The organism is Pseudoalteromonas sp. SiA1, from assembly GCF_018732205.1.
GTDB lineage: Bacteria > Pseudomonadota > Gammaproteobacteria > Enterobacterales > Alteromonadaceae > Pseudoalteromonas > Pseudoalteromonas tetraodonis.
The window spans coordinates 2,879,986-2,906,315 of the sequence record NZ_CP076084.1; the positions used below are offsets into that span (position 1 = coordinate 2,879,986).

Below are 26,330 nucleotides of genomic sequence, written 5' to 3' on the forward strand. Positions count from 1 at the left end.
CACAAATAATAATAAAACTAAGGGTAATTATGACTTCTAATAATTCATTCAAAAAATGCGCTGTTGCGCTAACAATAAGTACACTCTTTGCTGCCAGCTCAAGCATGGCAAACCCAGCGCAAGCAATCGCACCTTCAATGGCAGAAACCTCAGCTAAGTTACAAAATCAAGGTGGTTTTGAGACTCAATTCATCATTAAATATAAGAATAACAACGATATGATGAGTACCTCAACCGCTGATGTATCACCAGCAATGATGAATAAAAAAGCGCAAAGCTTTGTAAAAAACTTCACCTCAAAAAAAGGCAAAGTTAAAGCCAAGTATGTTCGCGCAATGGCACTCAATAACCATCACGTAATGCGTGCCGATAAAAAACTAAACGCTGAAGAGGCCCAGCAGTTCATGCAGGAAATGGTTAATTCGGGTAATGTTGAATATATTGAAGTCGATCAAATGCTAAAACCATTTGCGACACCAAATGACCCGCGTTATGGCGATCAATGGCATTACTATGAGCAAGCCGGTGGACTTAACTTACCAACAGCTTGGGATACGGCAACAGGCAGTGGTGTGGTTGTCGCTGTGCTTGATACGGGCTACCGCCCTCACGCTGATTTAAACGCTAATATTTTACCAGGCTACGATATGATCTCTAATCTATCAGTCGCCAATGATGGCAATGGCCGTGACAACGATGCTCGCGATCCAGGGGATGCGGTTGCAGCTGGTGAATGTGGTAATAACGGTGCACAAGGCTCTAGTTGGCATGGTACTCACGTTGCAGGCACTGTCGCTGCAGTAACGAATAACGGTGAAGGCGTTGCTGGTGTTGCTTATGACGCCAAAGTAGTACCAGTGCGTGTGTTGGGTAAATGTGGCGGTTTAACCTCAGATATTGCTGACGGTATCATTTGGGCCTCAGGTGGTAATGTATCGGGTACATCAGCAAATGCTAATCCAGCCGATGTAATTAACATGAGTTTAGGTGGTGCGGGTGCATGTAGTTCAACCACGCAAAATGCCATTAATACCGCTCGTAACAACGGCACAGTTGTTGTTATTGCTGCAGGTAACGATAACGATAATTCTGCAAACTACAACCCAGGTAACTGTAATGGTGTTGTTAATGTTGCATCAGTTGGCCGTAATGGTGGCCGCGCTTATTACTCAAATTATGGAAGTAATATTGATGTGGCAGCACCGGGTGGCGCGCAAAGCTTTGCCAATGATTCTGAAGGTGTGTTATCAACTTACAATTCGGGTTCAACAACACCATCAAGCGACAGTTATGGCTTTTCGCAAGGCACCTCAATGGCGGCTCCTCATGTTGCGGGTGTTGCTGCACTGATCAAACAAGCAAAACCAAACGCGACTCCTGATGAAATAGAAAGTATTTTAAAAACAACCACTCGTCCATTCTCTGCCACGTGTACCAGCTGTGGTACAGGTATTGTTGATGCGGCCGCTGCGGTTGCTGCAGCATCTGGTGGTACACCGCCAACAACGGGTGATAACGAACTTGTTGATGGAGAAGTCAAAACCGGTTTAAGCGGTGCGGCAAGTGCACAAGACTTTTACACTATGACAGTACCAAGTGGTGCAACCAATGTTACTTTCACTATGAGTGGTGGCACAGGGGATGCTGACTTGTATGTACGTGCAGGTAGTAAACCAACCTCAACCACTTATGATTGTCGTCCATATAAAGGTGGAAACAGTGAAGAATGTTCTATTGATAGTCCAACAGCCGGCACTTACCATGTAATGCTGCGTGGTTATTCAGCCTACAGTGGCGTGAGTTTAGTCGGTAACATTACGGGTGGTTCAACAGGTGGTGGTTCAGGTACACCTCAAGCAGGTGGCGGCACAGTGTCTGATATCACAGCAAATGCAGGTCAGTGGAAACATTACACGCTAGATGTACCGGCGGGTATGGCAAACTTTACTGTTACAACGTCAGGCGGCACCGGTGATGCAGACTTATTTGTAAAATTTGGTAGCCAGCCAACAAGCTCAAGCTATGATTGTCGTCCATATAAAAATGGTAACGCCGAAACTTGTACTTTTAGTAATCCTCAAGCGGGAACATGGCACTTAAGTGTTAATGCGTATCAAACATTCTCTGGTTTAACGCTAAGCGGTCAATACCAGCCATAAAACATCCTCTCTTTAGATAAAAAAAGCCGATACACTGTATCGGCTTTTTATTCTCTGATTAAAGTCGTCAGTGTTAAAGCGTTGCTAAAACAGCTTCAGCACTGCTTATTACAAACTCTTTGTCTTGTTCTACAAATAGACCAGTAACAACACCATTATCAACAACCATCGCGTATCGTTTTGAGCGTATTCCACCAAAGCCTGCGGTATCTTTTTCAAGCCCTAAAGCACGGGTAAAACTAGCATCACCGTCTGCAAGCATATCTATATGCTCTGCATTTTGTGACTCACCCCACGCTTTCATCACAAATGCATCATTTACCGATACACAATAGATAGCGTTAATACCTTTAGCCTTAATTTTATCGGCTAGCGCGATATATCCAGGTAAATGAGCATTCGAACACGTTGGTGTAAAAGCGCCTGGCACTGCAAATAACACGACTTTTTTATCTGCAAATAATTCATTGCTTGTCAGTGTTTGCATACCGTCATCGGTTAGCTTAGATAGACTAACTGCGGGTATTGTTTGACCTTGTTCAATCATGTTAAATCCTTTGGGTAATTACGTAGACTTTTAGCATACAGGTTAATATTTACGGTTTCGAGTTTATACCGCGATTAAACTGCATCACTGTCTAAACCCAATCCCTTTCTAATTGTTGCCATTTGCAGCTCTAGCTGCGAGCGAATATCAGACACCAACTCACTCGACTCATTTACTTGGCTTTTCATATTATGCATTGATTGGGTAAAGTCACTAAGGAAATTGCTTTGCTGTTTTGCAAGCTCCATTGCTTCAACTGCAACTGTGTTTGCCTGCTGAGCATTATTTGCGACCCCTTCAGAGTTTGCTTGAAGCTCTTGGGCATTTTCGGTTTGTAGCTGTGCATCCTCAGTTAACGCATTAATTTGTGAATAGACCATTTGAGAGTTCTCACTTAATAACGCCAGCTGATCGTTAATCTCTTTTAACGAACCTTGGGTTTGCATGGCTAATTGCCTTACTTCATCAGCAACCACCGCAAAACCTCGGCCTTGCTCACCGGCCCTTGCTGATTCTATTGCAGCGTTCAGTGCTAATAAATTGGTTTGTTCAGCTATGGTGCGAATAACCGTTATTATATTACTCACTCCTTGTACGCCGCTCAGTAACTCTTGCACACTGTGCATACCTTGTTCAATACGTTGCTGTGTATCAGAACTCGCATTAAGCATATTTTTAGCAAAACCAACACTTTGCTGCATTGCCTCATAAGTACTTTGAGCATTTTCAGCAGCTTGAGCGTTAATATGATTAACCTGCTCACCTATATGTTGAATATTTACTAGTAAACTTTCATTTTTAACAACTTGTTCGTAGCTAGTCGCGCTTTTTGACCCTATTTTTTCTAAATGCTCACTCATTTGCTCCATGAAGTCACTAACGACACCAAGCATACTCGCTCTTTCTTGCGCCTCCAGACGCTGGCGCTCAATTAACAGGTTAAAATACTGCGCTATTTCACCAACCTCTGTTTTAGGATTATTCACTGTAATATTTTTTAACTCATTACTTTCGATTAAAAATGCAAACCCATCTCGCAGTTGCCGCAAAGGCTGTAAAACCTGTTTACGTTGCACCCAATAAACACCAAAAGCTAATATTACTAAACCACCTATTGCAATTCCAAACACCCAAAATACTTGTTGTTTAACGGTATCTTGCTGCGCTTTTAATGTTTGCTCTGCCTCAATCACTGTTTTTGACAACACGCTAATTTGTTCACGTAACTCATTCGTTCCAGAATTACGCTGCTTTGCTTGCGATAAAGTACTGCTTAAATCACGTAAATAGCGTTTAGGCCAACTAACCAACTCCGCTTTTATATCAGCAGCCAAATCCTCTGGCTCCTCATCTACAAATAAAGCAAATTCATCAACCTCAGTCATCACACCTAAATTAGGCAACTGTACAATTTTTGCAGCGAGTAAATTTAAATTTTTTACGCTTTGTTGCAGGCTTTTTTCAATTTCAGGCTGGTAATCATTTAGCAGTTGATAGGTCGATAAAGATAAATTAACCACTTCACTATAATAATCACTCGCCAACTTGTTGTAGCTTAGAGCATGACTACTTTGAGTTGATGCTTTTTGTACATAATTAATAAGCGATGACGCTGAGCCCGCCATTTGTCTCAGAGCATTGTCTAAAAGCGCAGTTTCGTTACCTGAGAGCTTTCCTAGTGCTCTGTATTTACCGTTAATGTCTTTATTTAATAAAAATAGCTGTGTTGAAAGGCGCACTTCTAACTCAGAGGGAAGTACCGTTAGCTGCTGCGCTTTAAGTTGTTCAATTAAAGCTGAAGATTGCGTCAGGTATTGGCTATTGCCTCGTGCCAAGTAGTCTTCTAAAAGGCCAGCAAGATCGACCATTATGGTATTTTTTAATTGGCTATAAGCAATATCTTGTTGTTGAATTTTTAGTAATGTATGACTTGCCCATAACAAGGTAGCAGCGAGCAACACACTGGCTAACGTTAATAAAATAGCTAAAAGACGGGTAAAAAATGATACACGCATAAACATATCTCAAAAGTGACATTCATACAGAGTATTGAATTTTTATGACATTTTTATGTAAAAGACTTAATTAGGGTAATAGTCAGGTGTATTGAGAGGTAGATAAAGACTCAATAGAAGGATGTTTTAAGTAACTAATAAAAAACCGCGTATAAACGCGGTTTTTTTAAATTAAGCTTTTAATTAAAGGCCTGCGCGGTCTTTAATAATAGGGATTAAAGCTGAACCAGCATGATTTGCCTCAGCCCAAGCGATATCTGCGCCATCTTCAAGTGAGCTTTTTGATAAGTTTTTAACAATGTACTCACCCGTATCAACCGCATTACTTGCAACAGCGTGACGCAATAAGTTGTTACCATTACAGAAAACTGCATCATAGATATTACGTACTTTCACACGTGAACTTTTTAGTTTGCTACGCAGACGATTTTTATCATCAGCGGCAATGTATTCACAGACTGAAACAGCTAACTGATCATCAGCGCTTACAGGCGCAGTATAAGCGAACGAACCCGCTGCAATAGCAGCAATTACAACTAGCTTTGGTAATTTAATCATTGATTGGACACCCTATATTAATACTTTTTTCGTACTCGACTGTTTAATATTGTACCAACACGCTCAGATTTTCGCAATAATGTTAAGAAACTTTATTCAAAGTTACGAACTTATAACTATATTTATTTTTATCATCGGGCGTCATCAACATTTCATCTTCAATTTGCCAGTTTGCAACACTTTTATAATCAGGAAATTGTGTATCCCCTTCAACATCTAAGTCTATAAAGGTTAAATACAAGCGCTGCGCCTGCGCTAAAAACTGCTGGTAGATGTTTCCGCCACCAATTATCATCACCTCTGCAACATCATTAACAAGCTCAAGTGCAGCTTCTGGTGTGGTTACTGTTTCAATTCCTGATGCGTGATAGTCTTTATTACGAGTAATAATAATATTACGTCGCCCAGGTAACGGTCGGCCTATTGATTCAAATGTTTTGCGCCCCATAATAACGGGTTTACCAGAGGTTACTTTTTTAAAGTGCTGAAGGTCACCAGGTAAATGCCATGGCATTTTATTATCTAAGCCAATGACACGGTTATTTGCCATTGCTGCAATCATTGAAATTATCACACTAAATACCCAATACTTTATTATTAATCAAAGAAAAAGGAGCGTTAGCTCCTTTTAAATATAAACAATTATTAACGCTCGTAGACAACTTCTACGTCGTAATCATCTTCATCCCAATCATCCCAGTCATCATCATCGCCTTTAGTGGCTTTTTGATGGTAGGTATCCCACTTAAATTCAACCTCTTCGTCTGCCACTTCAACAAACTTCTCTTTAGGCATGTTATCAAGTAGCGTCATGATGTCGTGAATTAATGGCTGCGTATTTAATTTATTAATTGCAGCAATACTGTAAATATTTTCAGACTCACCCAACTCTTCTGCAATTTGCTCACATAAGGCTTTGGCTTCATCTTCAGGCAATAAATCAATTTTATTAAATACTAACCAGCGTGGCTTTTCAGCAAGCTTAGGGCTGTACTGGTGTAGCTCGTTGATGATTGCAAATGCATTATCAACAGGGTTAGAGCCATCAACTGGCATTACATCTATAATATGTAAAAGCACACGACAACGCTCTAAATGCTTTAAGAAGCGAATACCTAATCCCGCACCCTCTGACGCGCCTTCAATCAAACCTGGAATATCAGCAATTACAAATGATTTGTTTGCTTCAGGACGAACAACCCCTAAGTTAGGAATCAGCGTAGTAAATGGATAATCAGCTACTTTAGGTTTTGCAGCTGACACACTGCGGATAAAGGTTGATTTACCTGCATTTGGTAAGCCTAGTAAGCCGACATCAGCCAGTAGCATTAGCTCTAACTTAAGGTTACGTACTTCACCCGGTGTGCCAAGTGTTTTTTGACGTGGAGCACGATTAGTACTTGATTTAAAACGCGCATTCCCCAAGCCATGGAAACCGCCTTTTGCAACCACAATTCGTTGACCATCTTGGGTTAAATCCCCTAATGATTCCTGTGTATCAACATCAATAATACGTGTACCAACAGGCACTTTAACGATCAGGTCTTCACCTTTTTTACCCGTACAATTACGGCTTTGACCGTTTGTACCGCGTTCTGCTCTGTGAAAACGCTCAAATTGATAGTCAATAAGGGTATTTAAGTTTTCATCAGCTTGTAGATAAACACTACCACCGTCTCCACCGTCACCGCCATCAGGTCCACCATCTGGAACATATTTCTCACGACGAAAAGACACGATGCCGCTGCCACCGTCACCAGCTTCTGCGCGAATTTCTACTTCATCTACAAACTTCATGATTACTCACTTTAGGGATTGGCTTGTTAATAACTCTATTATATACCTAAGTGGCCTATAGAGCACACTGAGCATAAAAACACTTGGGTATATATTTAAACATGCTTAAAACAAAAAACCCCGCAAAGGCGGGGTTTTTTAACTACCTTACTGATTACTCAGCTACGATAGTTACGTATTTACGGTTTAAAGGACCTTTTTGTTCAAACTGAACTTTACCATCTGCTTTTGCGAAGATAGTGTGGTCTTTACCGATACCTACGTTTGCGCCTGGGTGGAAACGAGTTCCACGCTGACGAACAATGATGCTACCCGCTAGAACTGATTCGCCACCAAAACGCTTAACACCTAGGCGTTTGCTTTCTGAATCGCGACCGTTACGAGTACTACCAGCTGCTTTTTTATGTGCCATTTCTAAGTACCTCTAATTAAGCGCTAATGCCAGTGATTTTAACTTCTGTGAACCATTGACGATGGCCCATTTGCTTACGAGAATGCTTACGTCGTCTAAATTTAACAACCTTAATCTTCTCACCGCGACCGTGTGAAACAACCTCAGCTGTTACTTTACCACCGTTTACGAACGGTACACCAATCTCGATCTTCTCACCATCAGCAACTAAAAGTACTGAATCAAATTCAACTGCTGCACCAGTTTCAACGTCTAATTTCTCAAGACGAATTGTTTGACCTTCAGTCACACGGTGCTGTTTACCACCACTTTGGAAAACCGCGTACATAATTAACTCCGTCTGTGCGCCCTCAAATCGACGCAACTAAAATATTCTTCAATAGGGCGCGAAGTTTACGCTAATGCGTAAAAACTAGCAAGCCTCTTTTTGTAATTAAATGAATAAAAAGTAGCTGCATTGAGAGCAATTCAATATTTCCCCTATTTTATATTAAAATCCCCCTTTGCCAAGCGCTTTTTAACGGTTACAGAAAATAAATTAGCAATAGCAAAGCGAGCCTATGTAGTTCAATTAACCGCCAGGGGTGATTCAAAATTAAACCAGGATGTTTAATCAATTATTCACAAGGTTAATAGATCATTTAACCTACTTAAGGGTGTTTTTTTAAGGAATCATCACAAAATATCGAGCTAATGCATTTTTTGTTGTACAATCTGCGCCGTTCACACATTAAAATTGGCTCGGAGATCAATGGATATAAAAGCTATCCAGGCGTTAATCGAAAGCGATATGAATGACGTCAATCAACTAATACATGCGCAAATGCGCTCAGATGTGGCGTTAGTTAATCAACTTGGTTTGTATATTGTTAACAGCGGTGGCAAACGCGTTCGCCCTATGTTGGCTATTTTGGCGGCTAAAGCGCTAGGTTACCAAGGCAAAGATCACATTACGCTAGCAACTATCATTGAATTTATTCATACCGCAACGCTTTTACATGATGATGTTGTAGATGAATCTAATTTGCGCCGTGGCACACCTACAGCAAATGCTGAGTTTGGTAATGCTGCTAGCGTACTGGTGGGTGATTTTATTTACACCCGCTCGTTTCAGCTAATGGTGGGTCTTGGTAAAATGCAAATAATGCAAGTACTGGCTGATGCAACCAACATTATTGCTGAAGGTGAAGTGCTGCAATTAATGAACTGCAACGACCCTGATACCACTGAAGCCAGTTATATGCAGGTTATTTATTCTAAAACCGCCAAGCTATTTGAAGCAGCGACGGGTCTTGCGGCCATTATTACTGAGCAAGACGATACTGTACTAGAGGCACTTAATTTGTATGGCATGCATTTAGGTACTGCTTTTCAGTTAGTGGATGATGTTTTAGATTACAACGCTGATGCCGACCAACTTGGTAAAAACATTGGCGACGATTTAGCTGAAGGTAAGCCGACGTTACCTCTTATATATGCAATGCAACACGGTAGTGAGCATCAAACACAGTTAATAAGAGACGCTATTGAGCACTGTAATGGTATGGAGCACCTTAACGAGATACTGGCTGCGCTCAAACATACCAATGCCCTTGAGTTCACAATGGAAAAAGCCGAGCAAGAAGCTAATAAAGCAATTGCCTGTTTAGATTGCTTAGCTGAGTCGAGTTACAAGCAAGCACTAATTAGCTTAGCTAGAATAGCGGTTGACCGCGACCACTAAGTAATACTGTGTAGATAATTCCGAGCAATAAAAAAGCCTGCAAATGCAGGCTTTTTTATGGGTTAATTTTGGCTATTACGCCATAAAATCAACACCTTCTTTGATATCTTTTTTCAGCGTTTCAAGCATGTCATTTTTAGCTTGCTCTTCAAATGCGCTTAAAGTGCCGTAAGAAAGAATTTCTTCTACGCCATTTTTGCCTAAACGTACTGGGTGTGCAAAGTACTCTGCATCGCCATTTTCAACAGCAACGTATGCATAATCTACAACGTCTTCACCTTGTAAGCCTTTAACTAAAGACATACAAAAACGTGCTGCTGCAGCACCCATAGATAATGTTGCAGAACCACCGCCCGCTTTAGCATTAACTACTTCAGTACCTGCATTTTGGATACGAGGAGTTAGTGTAGCCACTTCTTCATCAGTGAAAGTAACACCTTCAACTTGAGAAAGTAACGGTAGAATGGTTGTGCCTGAGTGGCCACCAATCACTGGTACTTTAACACTTGCTACGTCTACGCCTTTAAGTTCAGCAATAAACGCTTCAGAACGGATCACATCTAAAGTTGTAATACCAAATACACGCTTAGCATCGTAAGTACCTGCTTTTTTGAATACTTCAGCAACAATAGGTACAGTTCCATTAACTGGATTAGTGATAATACCTACAAGCGCTTTAGGACAGTTAGCAACAATGCCTTCTGCTAATGTTTTAATGATACCAGCGTTAACATTAAATAAATCAGCACGATCCATACCTGGCTTACGTGGCATACCCGCTGGGATTAAAACAATATCACAACCTGTTAATGCTTTATCTAGTGCATCTGCACCAAAACCTTCAACTTTTACATCTGTTGGGATATGAGAAAGGTCAACAGCAACACCAGGAACTACTGGCGCAACATCATATAGTGATAATTCTGAACCAGCTGGTAAGCCTGTTTTTAATAATAAAGACAACGCTTGACCGATACCACCTGCAGCACCTAATACAGCAACTTTCATTGGAATTCTCCGTGATTTGAGGAAGGAAATATTTGTGGTTTATAAGATAAAGAAATTAGCGACTAAAAACAAATTTATCCTGCCTATTTTAGCTATATTTTCGACCATAGTTGTAAAGTTTGCTGTTTAAACGCAGCAAAACCTAAACAACTGCTGCATAAATATGCATTTTTGTGTAGAATTTGCAGTATCGACAACATAACTAATTAGACACTATGCAACCACAAGACAAACAAGAAGCATTGGTAAAAGCCTTTAAAGCACTTTTAAAAGAAGAGAATTTTGGCTCACAAGGCGAAATAGTTGACGCATTAAAAGAACAAGGCTTTGATAATATTAGCCAAAGTAAAGTGTCGCGGATGTTAAGTAAGTTTGGCGCGGTACGTACCCGCAATGCAAAACAAGAAATGGTGTACTGTTTACCTGCCGAAATGGGTGTACCAACCGCTAAAAGCCCGTTACGCCAGTTAGTTATTGACATTATGCATAACGAAATGATGATTATTATTCGCACCAGCCCAGGCGCTGCTCAGCTAATTGCCCGTTTACTTGACTCATTAGGTAAAGCAGATGGCGTATTAGGAACAATTGCCGGCGATGACACTATTTTTATTGCGCCAGCGAAAGTATCAGAAATAGACCTCACATTAGAGCGTGTGCGTATTTTGTTTGATACGGTTTAAACTCGTTTGGTTATCACTGTTACGGCTATACTGATACGTAGCCGTTACTGGCTTGTTTTATAGCTGCTTTAGAAATCGCACTGAGGGTGCAAAAAACGCAGAGCCCATATCTGCTTGAGTAAAATCAAGCCAATGGTCGTAATACTCCCCCTGCCCTAATCGGCTATTGAGTACTTTCTCGAACGCATCCCCTTTAGCCGAGCACGTAATCATTAACATCCCCTGCTCATACACGTCGCCATAAGGCATACTTTGATTTAGTAATAATGCTTGCCCCTGTTCATCTTTTAATTCACTTCGGGTTGCATGGCTGCTTTCAAGTGCGGGGCTTATTAGGGTATTGTCGAGACGAGTACGCCCCATTATTTGTTCTTGTTCTTGCAACGACAAGTGCTGCCATAACGTTAAGTCATGCTTATAGCGCTGAACATGAATATAGCTGCCTTGATCTTCAAAGCTATCAGGCTTATTAACGAGGGCCGTAACCCGTTTTTGACGACCATGCGGTGTATCACCGGCATAAATAAAACCATTAAAATCACGGCCATCTAGAAAACGAAAATTACGAATTTGCTCCACCAGCTCAACATCAGGGTTGAAAAGTTTTAATATTTGCAATGCAAACAGGTGGTTCACATCTTCTCTGTCTGAGCGGATTTGTACAAATAAATCGCATGGCCTTGCACTCATCACAAAATCGCTATGGGTGATATTAGGAAAGCTTTGCAGCTCGCTTGGCATATAATCGGGCAGAATGTGTGGCCAATATTGCGCGCCAATGGCGACCATACAAGAAAGCATAGATTCAGAGAATTGATCACTAAACTCATCTTCAATATCGCTCACTTTTTTAAGCTTAGCGCGAAGTGATTCGTCGTGACCATCAAGTACATTAAAAAATAAGTGCAAACCGTGTAAGTTTGCTTCAGCACAAATCCCTGATTGCGCTTGCGCCATTGTCATTCCTTACTTTTTAGAGCAAAACACAGCGATTAATTACGATTCAAAAAAATTCACCGTGTGCGGTTTTATTTTTATTATAACCTGTTCATTAATTTCAAATGACTGGCCATACTGGGCTGCAACTTCTATTTCTTGCTCATCAATAACCACAGTGTATACATAAGCGGAGCCAATAAAGCGACTACTTAATATACTAACCCGCTCAGATTGCTGTTGCGTATCGTTATTACTAACAAGTTCAAGTTGATGCGGACGCACATAAATAACGCCCTTATCGGCCACGCCATGCTGCTGTGGCTGTATTGATTCAACCACCCCAAACTGCGTTTGATATTCAGTGGCGGTTAATACGGTTGCGCTTAAGTATATGCCCTGACCCAGAAACTCTGCAACCTCCTTTGAACGTGGTTTAGCAAAAAGCTGTTCTGGCGTACCTTGCTGCGCAATTTTACCTTGGTGCATAACCGCAAGCGTATCTGAAAAAGCAAACGCCTCTTCTTTTGAGTGAGTAACAAACACAGCCGATACTTGCTGCGCCTTAATAATGCGCCTAATGTCGGCAATTAACTCAAATCGTACTTGGGTATCAATATTAGAAAATGGCTCGTCAAGTAACAGTAAGCTAGGTTTATAAGCTAATGCGCGTGCAATCGCTACTCGTTGTTGTTGCCCACCAGAGAGTTGATGAGGGTACCTATCGGCGCAGCCCACCAAATGCACCAGCTTTAGCATTTCACTAACGCGTGCGTGTTTATCTGCTTTGCTCATGCCGCTTAGCCCAAACGCAATATTATTAGCCACCGTTAAATGCGGAAATAACGCATAGTCTTGAAACATCATGCCAATATTACGATGCTCTGGTGAAACAAACGTATTAGCATCACTGACTAGCTTACCATCAATAAATACCTGCCCTTGTTTGGCCTCAATTAAACCTGCAATCGCTTTTAATGTGGTCGTTTTACCGCAGCCACTGGCACCGAGTAAACACACTATTTCGTCTTTACCTAAGGTTAAATCTAAATTATCTATCACCTTAGTCCCGTTATATGCATAGCTCACGCCTTGTAAAATCAAACTACTCATTTAGCTACGTTGCTCCATTGAACGGTTAATAAAATATAACGGAATAAACCCCACCACCACAATAAACAAAGCCGATATAGAGGCCAGCTCTAATTGTTCATCGCTTACATACTGAAACACATGAGTTGCTAAGCTTTCAAAATCAAAAGGCCTTAACAACAAAGCTGCGGGTAGCTCTTTCATACACTCGATAAAAACCAATAAACCGGCGGTTAATAAGCCTCGGCGTAATAAAGGTAAGTGCACTAAGCGTAATGTGCGCCCTTGGCTTTTTCCCATTGACTGGCTTGCCATATCAAGGGAGGGACTAATGCGTGAAAAGCTCGACTCAATAGCTCCGTGTGCAACGGCGTAAAACCGCACTATATAAGCAAAAATAATAGTGAGTAAGCTGCCAGTAAGTAATAAACCAATATCTAAATCATAAGGAGCTAAAGTGCGGTTGATAGTATTTTCTAATAGGGTGAGTGGCAACAATACCGCTATCGCTAATACTGTGCCGGGTAACGCATAGCCCGTACTGGCCAAGCGCCCGGGTATTAATGGATTTGTTTGTTTAGCAATGCGCTGATAAAACACCACTAAAACACTCAGTATAATAGTCACCACACTGACTACAGCCGCCACTTTTAAACTTTGCCATGCATAGCTAAAAAACTCACTATTCCACGCTTGATCAAAATACATAACTGCATATTTGAGCAATACAACCATCGGAATAATAAACGAAATAATTAAAATAAAGCTACAAAACCCCGTTGCTAGCCACGCAGACTTGCCTTTGAGGATATAAAGCGCCTCGCTGTTCACGCTCGATTGACGCTCAAATACCGCTTGGTTACGACGGCTAAAACGCTCGGTGATCAATGCTAAGAACAGCAATAACAACATCACCCCTGAAATTTTTGCTGCTGCAGTTAATGAATAATAGCCAAACCAGGTATCGTATACGGCAGTGGTTAATGTACTGACAGCAAAATAGCTTACGGTGGCAAAATCAGCCATGGTTTCCATGCTGATCAAAGCAAGTGCCGCTACAATGGCACCACGGGATAATACAAGGCTGACTTTAAAAAAGCTTTTCCATGCATTTAGCCCCATTAACTGACTGGCTTGGACTAACTTAAAAGATTGTTCTCGCAGTGCAGTTTTAAAAATTAAATATAAATACGGGTAGAGTACCAGCGCAATCATAACAATAGCCCCTGGTAAGGTGCGTATATCAAAAAACCAGTAATCACTTGGCGACTGCCAACCAAACCACTCTCTTAGAGTTATTTGTACCGGCCCCGCATAATCGAGTAAATCGGTGTACACATAAGCAATAATATAAGTAGGCATGGCAAGAGGCAGCATCAGTGCCCATTCAAATTGTTTTTTACCTGGAAAGCGACAATAAGCGGTGAGCCAACCCAGTGGTAACGCAATAAAGCAGCTAAGTAACCCTACACCTAAAACCAGTAATACGGTATTGCTTATATAGTCCCACAGTACGGTATTCCACAGGTGGGTAAATACCTCTGAGTCGCCTTGTAAAGATTCTAATAGTAGGAAAAACAACGGGGTCGACAGCAATAACCCCGTCGACCATGCAATAAGCTGCCATTTTGACAGCTGAAATTTATAAGTCATTAAAGATCGAACTTCACCTCATCAATTAGCTTAAGGGCTAACGGACGATATTTGCTAATTTCATCAAGCGGTAAGCTGTCTTCCTTAAAGCTTCCCCATGATGCAACCAAACTAGAAAGTTTCACACCTGGCTTAACCGGATACTCCATATTGAGCGAGGCATACATATTTTGCGCCTTATTGTCTGTCATATACTCTATGAGTTTCAAGGCATTTTCAGGGTTTTTAGCATACTTAGTAATAACCGCACCCGATACATTTATATGTGATCCTCGGTCAGTTTGATTTGGAAAGTTAATATGAACGGCTTCAGCCCATGGTTTTTGTGCTTCATCTTGCAGCATTTTTCCCAAGTAATAACTATTACCTAAGGCTAAATTACATAAACCTTCTTTAACCGCTTTAACTTGCGCTCGATCGTTACCTTGAGGTTTACGCGCTAAATTAGCTTTTACACCCTCAAGCCATGTTTTCGTCTGTGCTTCACCATGATGAGCAATCATAGAAGCTACAAGGCCTAAGTTATATGGGTGTTTGCCAGAGCGAGTACAAATTTGTCCTTTGTATTGCGGCTCAGCAAGCGCTTCGTAGGTAAGGTTAGGCAATGCGCCTAAACGCTCTTTTGAAGAGTAAACATTACGCACGCGCTTAGTGAGCGCTACCCACTGACCATCGCCATCACGAAATGCCGCCGGGACATTATTATTAACCAGCTCGCTTTCTATGGTTTGCGTAAGATTTAGCTCTTCTAATTGAATTAAAGCACTAAAGTTTGAGGTTAAAACTAAATCGGCTTTGCTGTGTTTACCTTCACGCTTTACACGTTCTATTAAGCCTTTTTTAGCAAACACCACATTGGTTTTAATGCCCGTTTGCTGTGTAAAATCGTCTAAAATAGGTTTAATTAAAAAAGGTTGTCGAAATGAGTAAATATTCACAACATCGGTTGCAACAGCCGGTGCTGAGGCAATTAACCCAACAACAAGCGCGAGTGTTTTTTTCATATTGTCTTACCTAACTAATAATTATTATCATTAATTTTACCGCGATGAACTAAAAAGTGCACACTTTATATAATCACTTCGTGATAAATACGCCCAAAAAAGAAAACCCTTGTAAGACATCTCTTACGCTTATGACAGCTAATGAGTAAAAACACTCTGTATAACACCACAAAAACATAGCAAGTTATTGTATTTTATATAATTTAAAAATATTTCATTTGTAAGAACCAAAACCATAAGCGGTTTTATCCTACATTTACTGCAAATCACTCTCTATAATTAACCCATAAATAAGCAACGACGCTTACCGAGTAAATGGAAACGGACTAACTACTCGAATACCAAGGTTTGGTTTTTAGGATAACAGGGATTTAAGGACAGGCTCAGGATGAGTATCGCAATGGAATGTTGCATAAGGGATAGCATCAGGATGATGCGTAATGGATAACAACACGGAAAAGTTGTTGCTAAAGGATAGGGAATAAAACGGACAGGCCTTAGGGCAACACAACGGAATGGTAGCAAAAGGAATGCACTCGGATGTGCAATAAGGATAGGTAATAGATTTTACCTTACAGGATGTTTTAGGGATTTATGGAGACAGGCCCGGATAGCCTATATTACATAGAACTAGAAAGTAATATTGTAATAACACGGATCGTAAAAATTGGAGTTGATTAGGTTCAATTGCAGGATGCAACAAAGTTAGAAGATTCCGCAAGCGCGACTAGAGATGGTTCGCGCTTTTCTTTTGCCTGAAAATCAGCGGTCAGCGGTCAGCGGTCAGCGGTCAGCGGTCAGCGGTCAGCGGTCAGCGGTCAGCGGTCAGCGGTCAGCGGTCAGCCAAGATTATATACATTCAAACTATGAACAAACATTAAATCCAGCCTTTTCGTATCAACATCTTGCAGTTTATTCCGGCCTGCCTTTGTTACGCTTACCGAGTAAATAGGCGTCGCGAAATTTGATAAAATGCTGTTCTAATTTAGTACTCGCATCAACCTCATTCGCTAATGCCAATACCATAATAGCCACTTCTGCCGTACCTAACTGGTGAGCATGGGGTGCTACACGTAATCGGTAATCTGAGAGCTTTTGTGCGGTAATAGAAAGCACGGGCAAATTATCTAGATAAGGACTTTTGCGGATCATTTTTTTGGCTTCACGCCATGTACCATCTAAAAATATAAATAAAGGCGTTTTACCTGCAACAGGCTCTACTTGCGTTACTACTCTATCTGTTTCAACATCTTCTGCAGGAAAAATCACAAAAGGCTGATATTTATCATTATTCAATAATGCTAATAAAGCAGGATCTGGGGAGGTTCTATCCCAGCGAAACGCATAATTGTCAGGGACTATTTCAGCAATTAAACGCCCTGTATTAGACGGTTTAAAACTTTCATTATGATACATCAGTAAACAAACCGCAGCGTCGCAACTTGCGTACTCAGCGCCCTCACAAATACAGTAATGCTTGGCAATTAAGCATTGCTCACAGCGGTCCATCTTACCGCCCCGGGCATTAAACTCGCGTCGAGATTCACTTATTTGCTGGGCACGTAACGCTAAAACTGAATTTTTGAAATCTTGAGTCACTGTGGTTTATTACCTATAAATTGATGGCTGCGCATTGTAGCTAAAATAAAAGGGAATAGATATCAGCTATCAGCTATCAGCTATCAGCTATCAGCTATCAGCTATCAGCTATCAGCTATCAGCTATCAGCTATCAGCTATCAGCTATCAGCTATCAGCTATCAGCTATCAGCTCAAAATAAAAAACGATACCAACAAAAGCTAGTTTTGTTTTATCTATTTTTGAATTGGCGGCTATAAAAACAAAAACCCAGCAAAAGCTGGGTTTTTAAAAACTAAATTAAAAAGTTAAATTACTTCTTCTTTTTAACTGCTTTTTTGTTTGGTAAATCAGTGATTGAACCTTCAAAAATTTCAGCTGCAAGGCCGATTGATTCGTTCAATGTTGGGTGAGCATGAATTGTTAGCGCTAGGTCTTCACCATCTGCACCCATTTCAATACCTAGACCGATTTCGCCCAGCATTTCGCCTGCGTTAATACCAATCATAGCACCACCGATAATACGGCCGCTCTCTTTATCAAAAATAAGCTTAGTAGAACCTTCAGTACGTGAAGAGGCAATTGCACGACCCGATGCAGCCCAAGGGAATACTGCTGTTTCAATGCTTAAACCTTGCTCTTTGGCTTCTTTTTCAGTTACACCCGCCCATGCAATTTCAGGGTCAGTGTAAGCAATTGAAGGAATACACTTAGGATCAAAGTAATGTTTTTGACCAGAGATAACTTCAGCAGCAACATGACCTTCATGAACCGCTTTATGCGCAAGCATAGGCTGCCCCACTAAGTCACCAATTGCAAAAATATGTTCTACGTTAGTACGTAATTGCTTATCAACGTTAATAAAACCACGCTCATCAACATTCACACCCGCTTTATCAGCGTCTAACATGTTACCATTTGGTATACGACCTACAGCAACAAGTACTTTGTCGTAACGTACTGGCTCTGCTGGTGCATTTTTGCCTTCAAAAGTAACATATAAACCGTCGTCTTTTGCTTCAACGCCAGTTACTTTAGTTGAAAGCATCACGTTAAACTTGTCTTTAACATGCTTTTGGTAAATTTTAATGATGTCTTTATCAGCAGCAGGAACAAGTTGGTCTGCAAATTCTACAACATCAATTGCAGAACCTAGTGCACGGTAAACCGTACCCATTTCTAGACCGATAATACCACCACCTAAAACAAGTAGTTTTTCAGGAACATCTTTAAGCTCTAGCGCACCCGTTGAATCAATAACGCGATCATCTTCTGGGATGAAAGGTAAGTTTACAGGTTTAGAACCCGCAGCAATAATTGCGTTATCAAAGGTAATGGTTGTTTTACCGTCAGCGCCTTCAACGTCTAAAGTATTGCTACCAGTAAATTTACCGTAACCAGATACAACTTTTACTTTACGCATTTTAGCCATGCCGTCTAAGCCACCTGTAAGCTGGCCAACAACAGACTCTTTCCAAGAACGAACTTCATCTAAGTCAATTTTTGGTGCGCCAAAAGTAACGCCGTGAGATGACATTTCTGCAGCATCATCAATCACTTTAGCTACGTGTAAAAGTGCTTTAGAAGGAATACAACCAACATTAAGACATACACCGCCTAATGTCTCGCGAGATTCTACTAATGTAACTTCTAAGCCCAAGTCAGCAGCGCGAAAAGCCGCAGAGTAACCACCAGGACCACCGCCTAGTACAACAACTTGAGTTTTTAATTCGTTGCTCATGCTATTACCTTTATTGTTTGAACGGGACACAGCCCCAAAATTTAACTGCCATGTTTCTGCAAGGCAGAAAAGGACATTTGTGCAAATATTGTATCATTGCAAATGATAAAAATCCCAGCTAAAAACAACTGGCTGGGATTTGATTTTACTCACTCTGTAGTGATCACATCACTAACTGGCGTATATCACTCATGTAACTTGCAAGAGTAACAGTAAAGCGTGCAGCAAGTGCACCGTCAATCACTCTATGGTCGTAAGACATTGAAAGTGGAACCATTAGCTTAGGCTCAAACTCTTTACCATTCCACTTAGGCTTCATTTCAGATTTAGACACACCTAAAATTGCCACCTCAGGTGCATTCACAATCGGCGTAAATGCCGTACCACCAATACCACCTAGGCTTGAAATAGTAAAACAACCACCTTGCATATCTGATGAACTTAACTTGCCATCACGTGCTTTAACAGATACTTCCATTAGTTCACGAGAGAGTTCAATAATGCCTTTTTTATCAACATCTTTAAATACTGGCACAACCAAGCCATTAGGCGTATCAACCGCTACACCAATATTGATGTACTTTTTAAGGATTAAGCTTTCGCCATCCTCAGAAAGTGATGAGTTAAATGTTGGGAACTCAGCTAATGCTTTAGCTGCTGCTTTCATTACAAACACGAGTGGCGTAATTTTAACACCCAGCTTTTTCTTCTCGTTAAGCGCGTTTTGCTCTTTACGGAACTGCTCAAGGCTAGTGATATCCGCTTCATCAAACTGGGTAACATGTGGAATTTGTACCCAGTTACGGTGTAAGTTTTTACCTGATAGCTTTTGAATACGAGAGAGTTTTTTCTCTTCAATTTCACCAAACTTAGCAAAATCAACTTTTGGCCACGGAATTAATCCAAGCTCACCGCCACCGGCATTGCCTTTAGCTGCAGGTACTTGACCAGATTCAACTTGCTTAACCAGTTGCTTAACATAGTTTTGCACGTCTTCTTTAACAACACGGTTTTTACGACCTGTGCCTTTTACGTTCGCAAGGTTAATACCAAACTCACGTGCTAAACGACGAACCACTGGCGATGCATGAGCATAAGCGCTGTTGTTTTCAAAGCTCTCAGCACTTGCTTTTTCAGGCGCAGCAGTTGGTTTTGACTCTGCTTGAGCCGCTGGCTTAGATTCAGCCTTTGGCTCGTCTTGTTTTGCACGCGCGTCACTTGGTGCGCTACCCGCCATTTCAAATACAAAAATCAGGGAACCCGTTTTAACTTTATCGCCAGTCGCTACTTTAATTTCTTTTACAGTACCAGCAAACGGCGCCGGTACTTCCATAGCAGCTTTATCGCCCTCAACGTTTAAGATAGATTGCTCTTCTTCTACGCTATCGCCAACCGCAACCATGACTTCTGTTACTTCAACTTCGTCATCACCAATATCCGGTACGCTAACTTCTTTAGTGCTTGATTCTGACGCTTTAGATGAAGCAGCTTTTTCAGTAGGCTTCTCTTGCGTTTTTGAATCAATTGCAGGTGCAGTGTCGTTATCACCACCAGCGACTTCAAAAACAAACACTAATGAGCCCGTTTTCACTTTGTCACCAGTATTTACTTTAATTTCTTTTACAGTGCCAGCAAAGGGTGCAGGTACTTCCATGGCGGCTTTATCGCCTTCAACGTTTAAGATAGATTGCTCTTCTTCTACGCTATCGCCAACCGCAACCATCACTTCAGTCACTTCAACTTCATCATCGCCAATATCTGGCACAGTCACTTCTTTGGTTGACGAGCCCGATGACGCAGCCGGTGCTGCTTCCTCGGTTTTTTCAGCTTCTTTAGAGTCAGCAGCAGGGTTTTGCGCTTCACCTTCAAAGATGAACACTAAACTGCCTGTGGTTACTGTATCGCCCACATTTACTTTAATTTCTTTTACCGTACCCGCTTGTTCAGCAGGTACTTCCATCGCAGCTTTATCGCCTTCAACACTTAATAGTGATTGGTCAACTTCAACTTTATCGCCAACGCTCACTAGTATTTCGGTTACTTCTACTTCATCGCCACCGATATCAGGTACTTTAATTTCAATACTCATTGCAAACCTCTTATGCGTACAGTGGATTAAGTTTGTTAGTGTCGATGTTGAACTTTTTAATTGCTTCAACAACCACTGACTTTTCAACTTCACCACGTTTAGCAAGTTCAGATAATGTCGCAACTACCACGTAGCTTGCGTTAACTTCAAAGTGACGACGTAGGTTTTCACGGCTGTCTGAACGACCGTAACCATCTGTACCCAATACTTTGTAGTTACTGCTTGGGATAAATGAACGTGCTTGCTCTGCGTAGTTTTTCATGTAATCCGTTGCAGCAACAGTGACTGAATCGTTTAATACGCTTGTAATGTAAGCTGTTTTTTGCTCGCTTTCTGGATTAAGCATGTTGAAACGCTCAACATCTTGTCCATCACGCGTAAGTTCATTAAATGAAGTTACAGAGTAAACATCAGATGCAATACCATAATCTTCGCTTAAAATTGCCGCCGCTTTACGCACTTCAGTCATGATAGTACCTGAGCTTAATAGCTGTACGTTGGCTTTTTTACCTTCGTAGCTTTCTAGCTTATAGATACCTTTACGAATACCTTCCTCAGCGCCTTCTGGCATTGCTGGCTGATGGTAGTTCTCGTTCATTAACGTTAGGTAGTAGTAAATGTTTTCTTGATCTTCACCGTACATACGACGAATACCGTCTTGCACAATAACCGCTACTTCAAATGCATAAGTAGGATCGTAAGAAATACAGTTAGGTACCGTGTTTGCAAGAATGTGGCTGTGGCCATCTTCGTGCTGTAAGCCTTCGCCATTTAGCGTTGTACGACCCGCCGTAGCACCTAATAAGAAGCCACGTGCTTGTTGATCCCCTGCCATCCACGCCATGTCACCAACACGTTGGAAACCAAACATAGAGTAGTAAATGTAGAATGGAATCATCGGTAAGTCGTTGGTGCTGTAAGATGTTGCAGCAGCAACCCATGACGACATTGCACCTAGCTCATTAATACCTTCTTGTAGTACTTGTCCTGACGTTGCTTCTTTGTAGTAAGAAACGATGTCACGGTCTTGAGGCGTGTAGTTTTGGCCGTGTGGGTTGTAAATACCGATTTGACGGAATAAACCTTCCATACCAAAGGTACGTGCTTCATCGGCAATAATAGGCACGATGTTTTTACCAATGCCTTTATCTTTTAATAAAATATTAAGAGCACGAACAAAGCCCATAGTCGTTGAAATATCACGCTTTTGTTCTTCAAGTAATGGCTTGAATGCGTCAACTTCTGGCAACTGTAACTTTTCAGAGAACTTAGCAATACGTGTTGGTGTGTAACCTTGTAATGCATCACGACGAGCATGTAGATACTTGTACTCAGGTGAATCTTTTTCAAGCTCTAAGTAAGGTAGCTCTTTTAATTGCTCTTCTGATACTAAATCATCTAAGCCCAAGCGTGAGCGTAAGTGAGCCACATGCGACATATCCATTTTCTTAACTTGGTGCGCAATGTTTTTACCTTCAGCTGCTTCACCCATGCCGTAACCTTTTACAGTTTTAGCTAGGATCACTGTTGGACGACCTTTCGTCTCTTCTGCCTTTTTAAATGCGGCATAAAGTTTTGAAGATTCGTGACCACCACGCTTAAGCGCAAAAATTTCGTCATCCGTCATATCAGCAACTAATGCTGCAGTTTCAGGGTAACGACCAAAGAAGTGCTCACGTACGTACGCACCATCTTTTGCTTTATATGTTTGGTAATCGCCATCAACAGTTTCGTTCATTAGTTGCAGTAATTTACCTGTGGTGTCTTTAGCAAGGAGAATATCCCAACCGCTGCCCCAAACAAGTTTAATAACATTCCAGCCAGCGCCTTTAAATAGCCCTTCTAGCTCTTGAATGATTTTACCGTTACCCATTACAGGGCCATCTAAGCGCTGTAGGTTACAGTTAACTAAGTAACATAAGTTGTCTAGCTTTTCACGTGCAGCGAAAGAGATAGCACCACGTGATTCTGGCTCATCCATTTCACCGTCACCTAAAAACGCATATACACGTTGGTTTTTAGTGTCTTTTAAGCCACGACCATCTAAGTATTTTAAGAATCGTGCTTGGTAAATTGAAGAAATTGGACCTAAACCCATAGATACCGTTGGGAACTGCCAAAACTCCGGCATTAATTTAGGGTGAGGGTAAGAAGGTAAGCCTTTACCATCTACTTCCTGACGGAAATTATCAAGCTGCTCAGCGCTTAAACGCCCTTCAACAAATGCGCGCGCATAAATACCCGGAGAAATATGACCTTGGTAATAAACTAAATCACCACCATCAACATCATTTGGCGCTTTAAAGAAATGGTTAAAACATACTTCATAAAATGCAGCAGACGATTGGTAAGACGCCATATGGCCGCCTAAGTCGAGATCTTTTTTCGATGCACGCAATACAATCATAATCGCGTTCCAACGAATAATTGAACGAATACGGCGCTCAAGATTTACATCACCAGGGTAGGCAGGTTCTTGATCAACCGGGATCGTATTAACGTAGTTTGTGTTAATGCCTGTTGGCATATCAACACCGTCTAAACGGGCTTGCTCTAACACTTGCTCAAGTAAAAACTGAGCTCGTTCAACACCTTCTTCGCGCACAACTGATTCAAGAGCTTGTAACCACTCTTGTGTTTCTAGCGCGTCTACGTCAATTTTATTGACTTCAGACATATGGAGGTTTCCTTATGTTTAAAATACTAATTTTATGTATTGAATACTTCGCTGTTAAATCAAGTTAACAGTGAATGTACTTGCTTAATTTTGTTTGGTGCGTCTTAAACTACGTTCAATTCGCGAATGCTCTTTACCCGCTTCAAGCAATGCTTCTTCAATATAGGCTAAATGCGCATTACTCGCTAAGCGAGCTTGTTCAGGATTACCGTCAATCACTGCATCCATTAATAAGCGTCTATGCTCAGCTAATTGGCTGCTTATATCTGACTTTTTAAGTAACACCGTTAAATTTTGTAAAACATTCTGCTCAAGTAAGCTTTGCATCCCTCTTACTAAATGCAGTAACACTACGTTATGAGACGCCTCAGCGATGCAAAAATGAAAGTCATTAATCGCTTTGGCTTTTTGCTTTAATTCATCTTTAGCTAATGCAATCTGATCAAAGCTCTGTTTTACTTTTGCAAAATCGTTACTTGTTCCGCGAAGTGCTGCGTAATAAGCCGCAATTCCCTCTAGCGCATGACGAAATTCTAATAAATCAAATTGCGATTCGGGGTGTTTACTGATCAAATCAAACAACGGATCAGTCAGCCCCTCCTCCAATTGATTTTTTACATACGTTCCACCACCTTGACGACGGGTTACGAGCCCTTTTGCCTCAAGCTTTTGAATGGCTTCACGCAACGACGGACGCGACACTTCAAATTGCTTAGCGAGTTCACGCTCCGGTGGTAACTTTTCTCCTGGTGCTAACGACCCCTCAAGAATCATGTTCTCAAGTTGTTGTAAAATAACATCAGATAATTTTGCCGCTTTAATTTTTAAAGACATCAATCAACGTCCGCGTTGTATAAGTGCTAGCAGCCCATTAAATAAGGCTTTTAACTGAATGACCTGACCAAAAGGTAAATTGGTCATACCAAATTTTGCCATACGTTATCAAAAACCGTAATTACTGTCAATTTACAGCAGTTTTAAAGCCCTAAGGCCAGCGTAACGTAATTTAAACAAAGTTCAAATAATACACAGAATGCAGAGGATAAAGAAAGGTTAATAAGATGAAAAACAAATGGTCAGACCAGCTAATTTGGGTTTTCGGGGTTCGGTTTTCGGTTTTCGGGGTTCGGTTTTCGGGGTTCGGGGTTCGGTTTTCGGGGTTCGGGGTTCGGGGTTCGGGGTTCGGGGTTCGGGGTTCGGGGTTCGGGGTTCGGGGTTCGGGGTTCGGGGTTCGGGGTTCGGGGTTCGGGGTTCGGGGTTCGGGGTTCGGGGTTCGGGGTTCGGGGTTCGGCAATAGGATAAAACGTGGAGACTTTTGCAAACATGTTTTTACATTGCAGGCGAGAGTTTACCTCGCGCATGTTTAGACTCTAGGTTAAAGGTTTAAGCCCGCAGCTCTTAGCCCGCAAGAAAAAGCGTAAAGTGCGCAGCATAAAGCCCCGCCTACGATTAACCCAACACTATGCTTAGTTTAATCTCTGCCTAGAACCTAAAACCAGGCACCAAATATATTTATTTTTTGAACCGCAGAGGGCACAGAGACGCTTCGCGTTCCACAGAGGGAAAAACCATTCATTGTCACTTACTCTGTGTACTCTGCATTCTCTGTGGTAAATAAATTACTTAAAAACTATTACACAAAGAGAAGACAATGAGAGTAAATGAGAAGCAAAAGTAAACCCTAGTGCCTAGAATCTAAAGCCTAATCCCTGCTCTTTAACTTAAACCACCAAATAAAGTCATCAAGGCAATTAACACTAAGTAAAAAAGTACATTTCGCTTAACCAGTTTGATCATACAGGTGGCTTCAAAGGTGCAACCATAGTAGCGCTCTTCAACTTGTTCAGCCGCTAGCGCCGTATAAGTAACCACCTTGCGATTAGGACTTGAAAAGTCAAACACGTAATGTAACCAACAGCTAGTCCCTTTATTAAAGTTACCAATCACTAAATAGCCAAAACTGGTAATACGCGCAGGGAGCCAATCAAGCCAAAACAATAAACGGTGGAGGAGTTTAAAATGCTTAGCAATGACTTCATCACGGTTGTCACTCACTAAGTCGGCAAAGGTGCGCACTAGTGCATAAAAAACAGCTCCAGCAACGCCCAATATCACAAACCAAAATATAACCGCACAATAAAATCGAAAGTTAACCCAAGCCAGCGTTTGCCCTAAGGTTTCGCCGCCTTGTTCCTCTTGGGTGCGTTTTTGCCCTAATTGCAAAGCATACAAAGACGCAGCGGTTTGATCCCCTCGGGTCAGTGCATTTAAATACGATTTATATAAAGCGCGTTGCTTAGCACAACCAAAACAAACGAGTAACACCGCCACATTAAAAACAAGCTGCCAAAGTGCAAAGTCAGATAAAAAATACACACACCCAACAGCAATCACAGGCAGTAATAGCCAAATTAAAAAACCTGTTGCTGTGCCAAATAAACCTTTATTGGTCAATAAATTAACAGAGCGAGTTAAGTAGCCATTAGCGTAATAACTCATTTGCCAATGCGCAGAGCGAGCACCTAAACGCTCAAGTATCAGTGCTATTATTATTGAAACCAAAATCATGTTGTTACTCGCTTAATTTAGGGTCTGTTGACCTTTGCGGATTATAATTTGTTCAAACTAGGGGCGATTTAATCGCGGCGCGAGGTTTGT

General features: G+C 41.3%; 21 protein-coding genes. 3 read left to right on the forward strand and 18 right to left on the reverse strand.

The window, feature by feature from the left end:
- Nucleotides 1–29 precede the first annotated feature (29 nt).
- Nucleotides 30–2,159: a S8 family peptidase gene (locus KK487_RS13365; RefSeq protein WP_033103974.1), complete on the forward strand. Its 2,130-nt coding sequence runs from the start codon at nt 30–32 to the stop codon at nt 2,157–2,159.
- A 73-nt stretch (nt 2,160–2,232) separates the two neighbouring features.
- Here the strand turns inward: KK487_RS13365 and KK487_RS13370 are convergent, their stop codons facing one another.
- From KK487_RS13370 to rplU, 7 genes are all read right to left on the reverse strand, one after another.
- Nucleotides 2,233–2,706, reverse strand: a complete 474-nt coding sequence (locus KK487_RS13370; RefSeq protein WP_013465916.1) for a peroxiredoxin — start codon at nt 2,704–2,706, stop codon at nt 2,233–2,235.
- A 74-nt stretch (nt 2,707–2,780) separates the two neighbouring features.
- Entirely contained in the window at nt 2,781–4,721 is a 1,941-nt protein-coding gene (locus KK487_RS13375) for a methyl-accepting chemotaxis protein (protein WP_215521844.1), read from the reverse strand.
- A gap of 183 nt (nt 4,722–4,904) precedes the next feature.
- Nucleotides 4,905–5,279 carry a DUF3718 domain-containing protein gene (locus KK487_RS13380; protein ID WP_013465918.1) on the reverse strand — a complete coding sequence of 125 codons (375 nt, stop codon included), beginning with the start codon at nt 5,277–5,279 and terminating at the stop codon, nt 4,905–4,907.
- 82 nt (nt 5,280–5,361) lie between these two features.
- Nucleotides 5,362–5,853 (reverse strand): type 3 dihydrofolate reductase, encoded by a 492-nt coding sequence (gene folA, locus KK487_RS13385; protein WP_024601745.1) that lies wholly within the window; start codon nt 5,851–5,853, stop codon nt 5,362–5,364.
- 71 nt (nt 5,854–5,924) lie between these two features.
- On the reverse strand, nt 5,925–7,076 hold the full coding sequence (gene cgtA, locus KK487_RS13390) for an Obg family GTPase CgtA (RefSeq protein ID WP_013465920.1): 1,152 nt from the start codon (nt 7,074–7,076) through the stop codon (nt 5,925–5,927).
- Between the two features lie 154 nt (nt 7,077–7,230).
- Nucleotides 7,231–7,488, reverse strand: a complete 258-nt coding sequence (rpmA, locus tag KK487_RS13395; protein WP_008114963.1) for a 50S ribosomal protein L27 — start codon at nt 7,486–7,488, stop codon at nt 7,231–7,233.
- A 16-nt stretch (nt 7,489–7,504) separates the two neighbouring features.
- On the reverse strand, nt 7,505–7,816 hold the full coding sequence (rplU, locus tag KK487_RS13400) for a 50S ribosomal protein L21 (protein WP_004587921.1): 312 nt from the start codon (nt 7,814–7,816) through the stop codon (nt 7,505–7,507).
- 423 nt (nt 7,817–8,239) lie between these two features.
- Here rplU and ispB point away from each other — a divergent pair, with 423 nt between their 5' ends.
- Nucleotides 8,240–9,211 (forward strand): octaprenyl diphosphate synthase, encoded by a 972-nt coding sequence (gene ispB, locus KK487_RS13405; RefSeq protein WP_033103972.1) that lies wholly within the window; start codon nt 8,240–8,242, stop codon nt 9,209–9,211.
- Nucleotides 9,212–9,286: 75 nt separating this feature from the next.
- On the opposite strand, the gene mdh is transcribed toward ispB, so the two are convergent.
- Nucleotides 9,287–10,219, reverse strand: a complete 933-nt coding sequence (gene mdh, locus KK487_RS13410; protein WP_013465922.1) for a malate dehydrogenase — start codon at nt 10,217–10,219, stop codon at nt 9,287–9,289.
- Nucleotides 10,220–10,434: 215 nt separating this feature from the next.
- On the opposite strand from mdh, the gene argR reads away from it, so the two are divergent.
- Nucleotides 10,435–10,902 carry a transcriptional regulator ArgR gene (gene argR, locus KK487_RS13415; RefSeq protein WP_008114955.1) on the forward strand — a complete coding sequence of 156 codons (468 nt, stop codon included), beginning with the start codon at nt 10,435–10,437 and terminating at the stop codon, nt 10,900–10,902.
- 57 nt (nt 10,903–10,959) lie between these two features.
- On the opposite strand, the gene KK487_RS13420 is transcribed toward argR, so the two are convergent.
- The 10 genes from KK487_RS13420 to ampE all read right to left on the reverse strand — a co-directional run bounded on the left by KK487_RS13420 (nt 10,960) and on the right by ampE (nt 26,240).
- Nucleotides 10,960–11,859, reverse strand: coding sequence for a Dyp-type peroxidase (locus KK487_RS13420; RefSeq protein ID WP_013465923.1), 900 nt, complete (start codon nt 11,857–11,859; stop codon nt 10,960–10,962).
- Nucleotides 11,860–11,898: 39 nt separating this feature from the next.
- Complete coding sequence (locus tag KK487_RS13425; protein WP_215521845.1) at nt 11,899–12,951, reverse strand: ABC transporter ATP-binding protein; 1,053 nt, start codon at nt 12,949–12,951, stop codon at nt 11,899–11,901.
- Nucleotides 12,952–14,583 carry an ABC transporter permease gene (locus KK487_RS13430; RefSeq protein ID WP_028835612.1) on the reverse strand — a complete coding sequence of 544 codons (1,632 nt, stop codon included), beginning with the start codon at nt 14,581–14,583 and terminating at the stop codon, nt 12,952–12,954. It abuts the gene before it with no gap.
- Nucleotides 14,583–15,587: a Fe(3+) ABC transporter substrate-binding protein gene (locus KK487_RS13435; protein WP_013465926.1), complete on the reverse strand. Its 1,005-nt coding sequence runs from the start codon at nt 15,585–15,587 to the stop codon at nt 14,583–14,585. The genes KK487_RS13430 and KK487_RS13435 overlap by 1 nt, the downstream gene beginning before the upstream one ends.
- Before the next feature lie 912 nt (nt 15,588–16,499).
- On the reverse strand, nt 16,500–17,186 hold the full coding sequence (locus KK487_RS13440) for a tRNA-uridine aminocarboxypropyltransferase (RefSeq protein ID WP_215521846.1): 687 nt from the start codon (nt 17,184–17,186) through the stop codon (nt 16,500–16,502).
- Nucleotides 17,187–17,478: 292 nt separating this feature from the next.
- Complete coding sequence (gene lpdA / locus KK487_RS13445) at nt 17,479–18,906, reverse strand: dihydrolipoyl dehydrogenase (protein ID WP_215521847.1); 1,428 nt, start codon at nt 18,904–18,906, stop codon at nt 17,479–17,481.
- A gap of 163 nt (nt 18,907–19,069) precedes the next feature.
- A complete protein-coding gene (gene aceF, locus KK487_RS13450; RefSeq protein WP_215521848.1) occupies nt 19,070–20,995 on the reverse strand; it encodes a pyruvate dehydrogenase complex dihydrolipoyllysine-residue acetyltransferase in 1,926 nt (641 codons plus the stop codon).
- Between the two features lie 10 nt (nt 20,996–21,005).
- Nucleotides 21,006–23,672 (reverse strand): pyruvate dehydrogenase (acetyl-transferring), homodimeric type, encoded by a 2,667-nt coding sequence (gene aceE, locus KK487_RS13455; RefSeq protein ID WP_013465930.1) that lies wholly within the window; start codon nt 23,670–23,672, stop codon nt 21,006–21,008.
- An 84-nt stretch (nt 23,673–23,756) separates the two neighbouring features.
- Nucleotides 23,757–24,506, reverse strand: coding sequence for a pyruvate dehydrogenase complex transcriptional repressor PdhR (gene pdhR, locus KK487_RS13460; protein ID WP_008114937.1), 750 nt, complete (start codon nt 24,504–24,506; stop codon nt 23,757–23,759).
- A gap of 882 nt (nt 24,507–25,388) precedes the next feature.
- A complete protein-coding gene (gene ampE, locus KK487_RS13465) occupies nt 25,389–26,240 on the reverse strand; it encodes a beta-lactamase regulator AmpE (RefSeq protein WP_215521849.1) in 852 nt (283 codons plus the stop codon).
- Nucleotides 26,241–26,330 lie beyond the last annotated feature (90 nt).

What these genes read in the sequence shown, in the direction of transcription:
- KK487_RS13365 (WP_033103974.1), top strand. Translation starts at nt 30, where the DNA reads ATGACTTCTAATAATTCATTCAAAAAATGCGCTGTTGCGCTAACAATA.
- KK487_RS13370 (WP_013465916.1), bottom strand. Translation starts at nt 2,706, where the DNA reads ATGATTGAACAAGGTCAAACAATACCCGCAGTTAGTCTATCTAAGCTA.
- KK487_RS13375 (WP_215521844.1), bottom strand. Translation starts at nt 4,721, where the DNA reads ATGCGTGTATCATTTTTTACCCGTCTTTTAGCTATTTTATTAACGTTA.
- KK487_RS13380 (WP_013465918.1), bottom strand. Translation starts at nt 5,279, where the DNA reads ATGATTAAATTACCAAAGCTAGTTGTAATTGCTGCTATTGCAGCGGGT.
- cgtA (WP_013465920.1), bottom strand. Translation starts at nt 7,076, where the DNA reads ATGAAGTTTGTAGATGAAGTAGAAATTCGCGCAGAAGCTGGTGACGGT.
- rpmA (WP_008114963.1), bottom strand. Translation starts at nt 7,488, where the DNA reads ATGGCACATAAAAAAGCAGCTGGTAGTACTCGTAACGGTCGCGATTCA.
- rplU (WP_004587921.1), bottom strand. Translation starts at nt 7,816, where the DNA reads ATGTACGCGGTTTTCCAAAGTGGTGGTAAACAGCACCGTGTGACTGAA.
- ispB (WP_033103972.1), top strand. Translation starts at nt 8,240, where the DNA reads ATGGATATAAAAGCTATCCAGGCGTTAATCGAAAGCGATATGAATGAC.
- mdh (WP_013465922.1), bottom strand. Translation starts at nt 10,219, where the DNA reads ATGAAAGTTGCTGTATTAGGTGCTGCAGGTGGTATCGGTCAAGCGTTG.
- argR (WP_008114955.1), top strand. Translation starts at nt 10,435, where the DNA reads ATGCAACCACAAGACAAACAAGAAGCATTGGTAAAAGCCTTTAAAGCA.
- KK487_RS13420 (WP_013465923.1), bottom strand. Translation starts at nt 11,859, where the DNA reads ATGGCGCAAGCGCAATCAGGGATTTGTGCTGAAGCAAACTTACACGGT.
- KK487_RS13425 (WP_215521845.1), bottom strand. Translation starts at nt 12,951, where the DNA reads ATGAGTAGTTTGATTTTACAAGGCGTGAGCTATGCATATAACGGGACT.
- KK487_RS13430 (WP_028835612.1), bottom strand. Translation starts at nt 14,583, where the DNA reads ATGACTTATAAATTTCAGCTGTCAAAATGGCAGCTTATTGCATGGTCG.
- KK487_RS13435 (WP_013465926.1), bottom strand. Translation starts at nt 15,587, where the DNA reads ATGAAAAAAACACTCGCGCTTGTTGTTGGGTTAATTGCCTCAGCACCG.
- lpdA (WP_215521847.1), bottom strand. Translation starts at nt 18,906, where the DNA reads ATGAGCAACGAATTAAAAACTCAAGTTGTTGTACTAGGCGGTGGTCCT.
- aceF (WP_215521848.1), bottom strand. Translation starts at nt 20,995, where the DNA reads ATGAGTATTGAAATTAAAGTACCTGATATCGGTGGCGATGAAGTAGAA.
- aceE (WP_013465930.1), bottom strand. Translation starts at nt 23,672, where the DNA reads ATGTCTGAAGTCAATAAAATTGACGTAGACGCGCTAGAAACACAAGAG.
- pdhR (WP_008114937.1), bottom strand. Translation starts at nt 24,506, where the DNA reads ATGTCTTTAAAAATTAAAGCGGCAAAATTATCTGATGTTATTTTACAA.
- ampE (WP_215521849.1), bottom strand. Translation starts at nt 26,240, where the DNA reads ATGATTTTGGTTTCAATAATAATAGCACTGATACTTGAGCGTTTAGGT.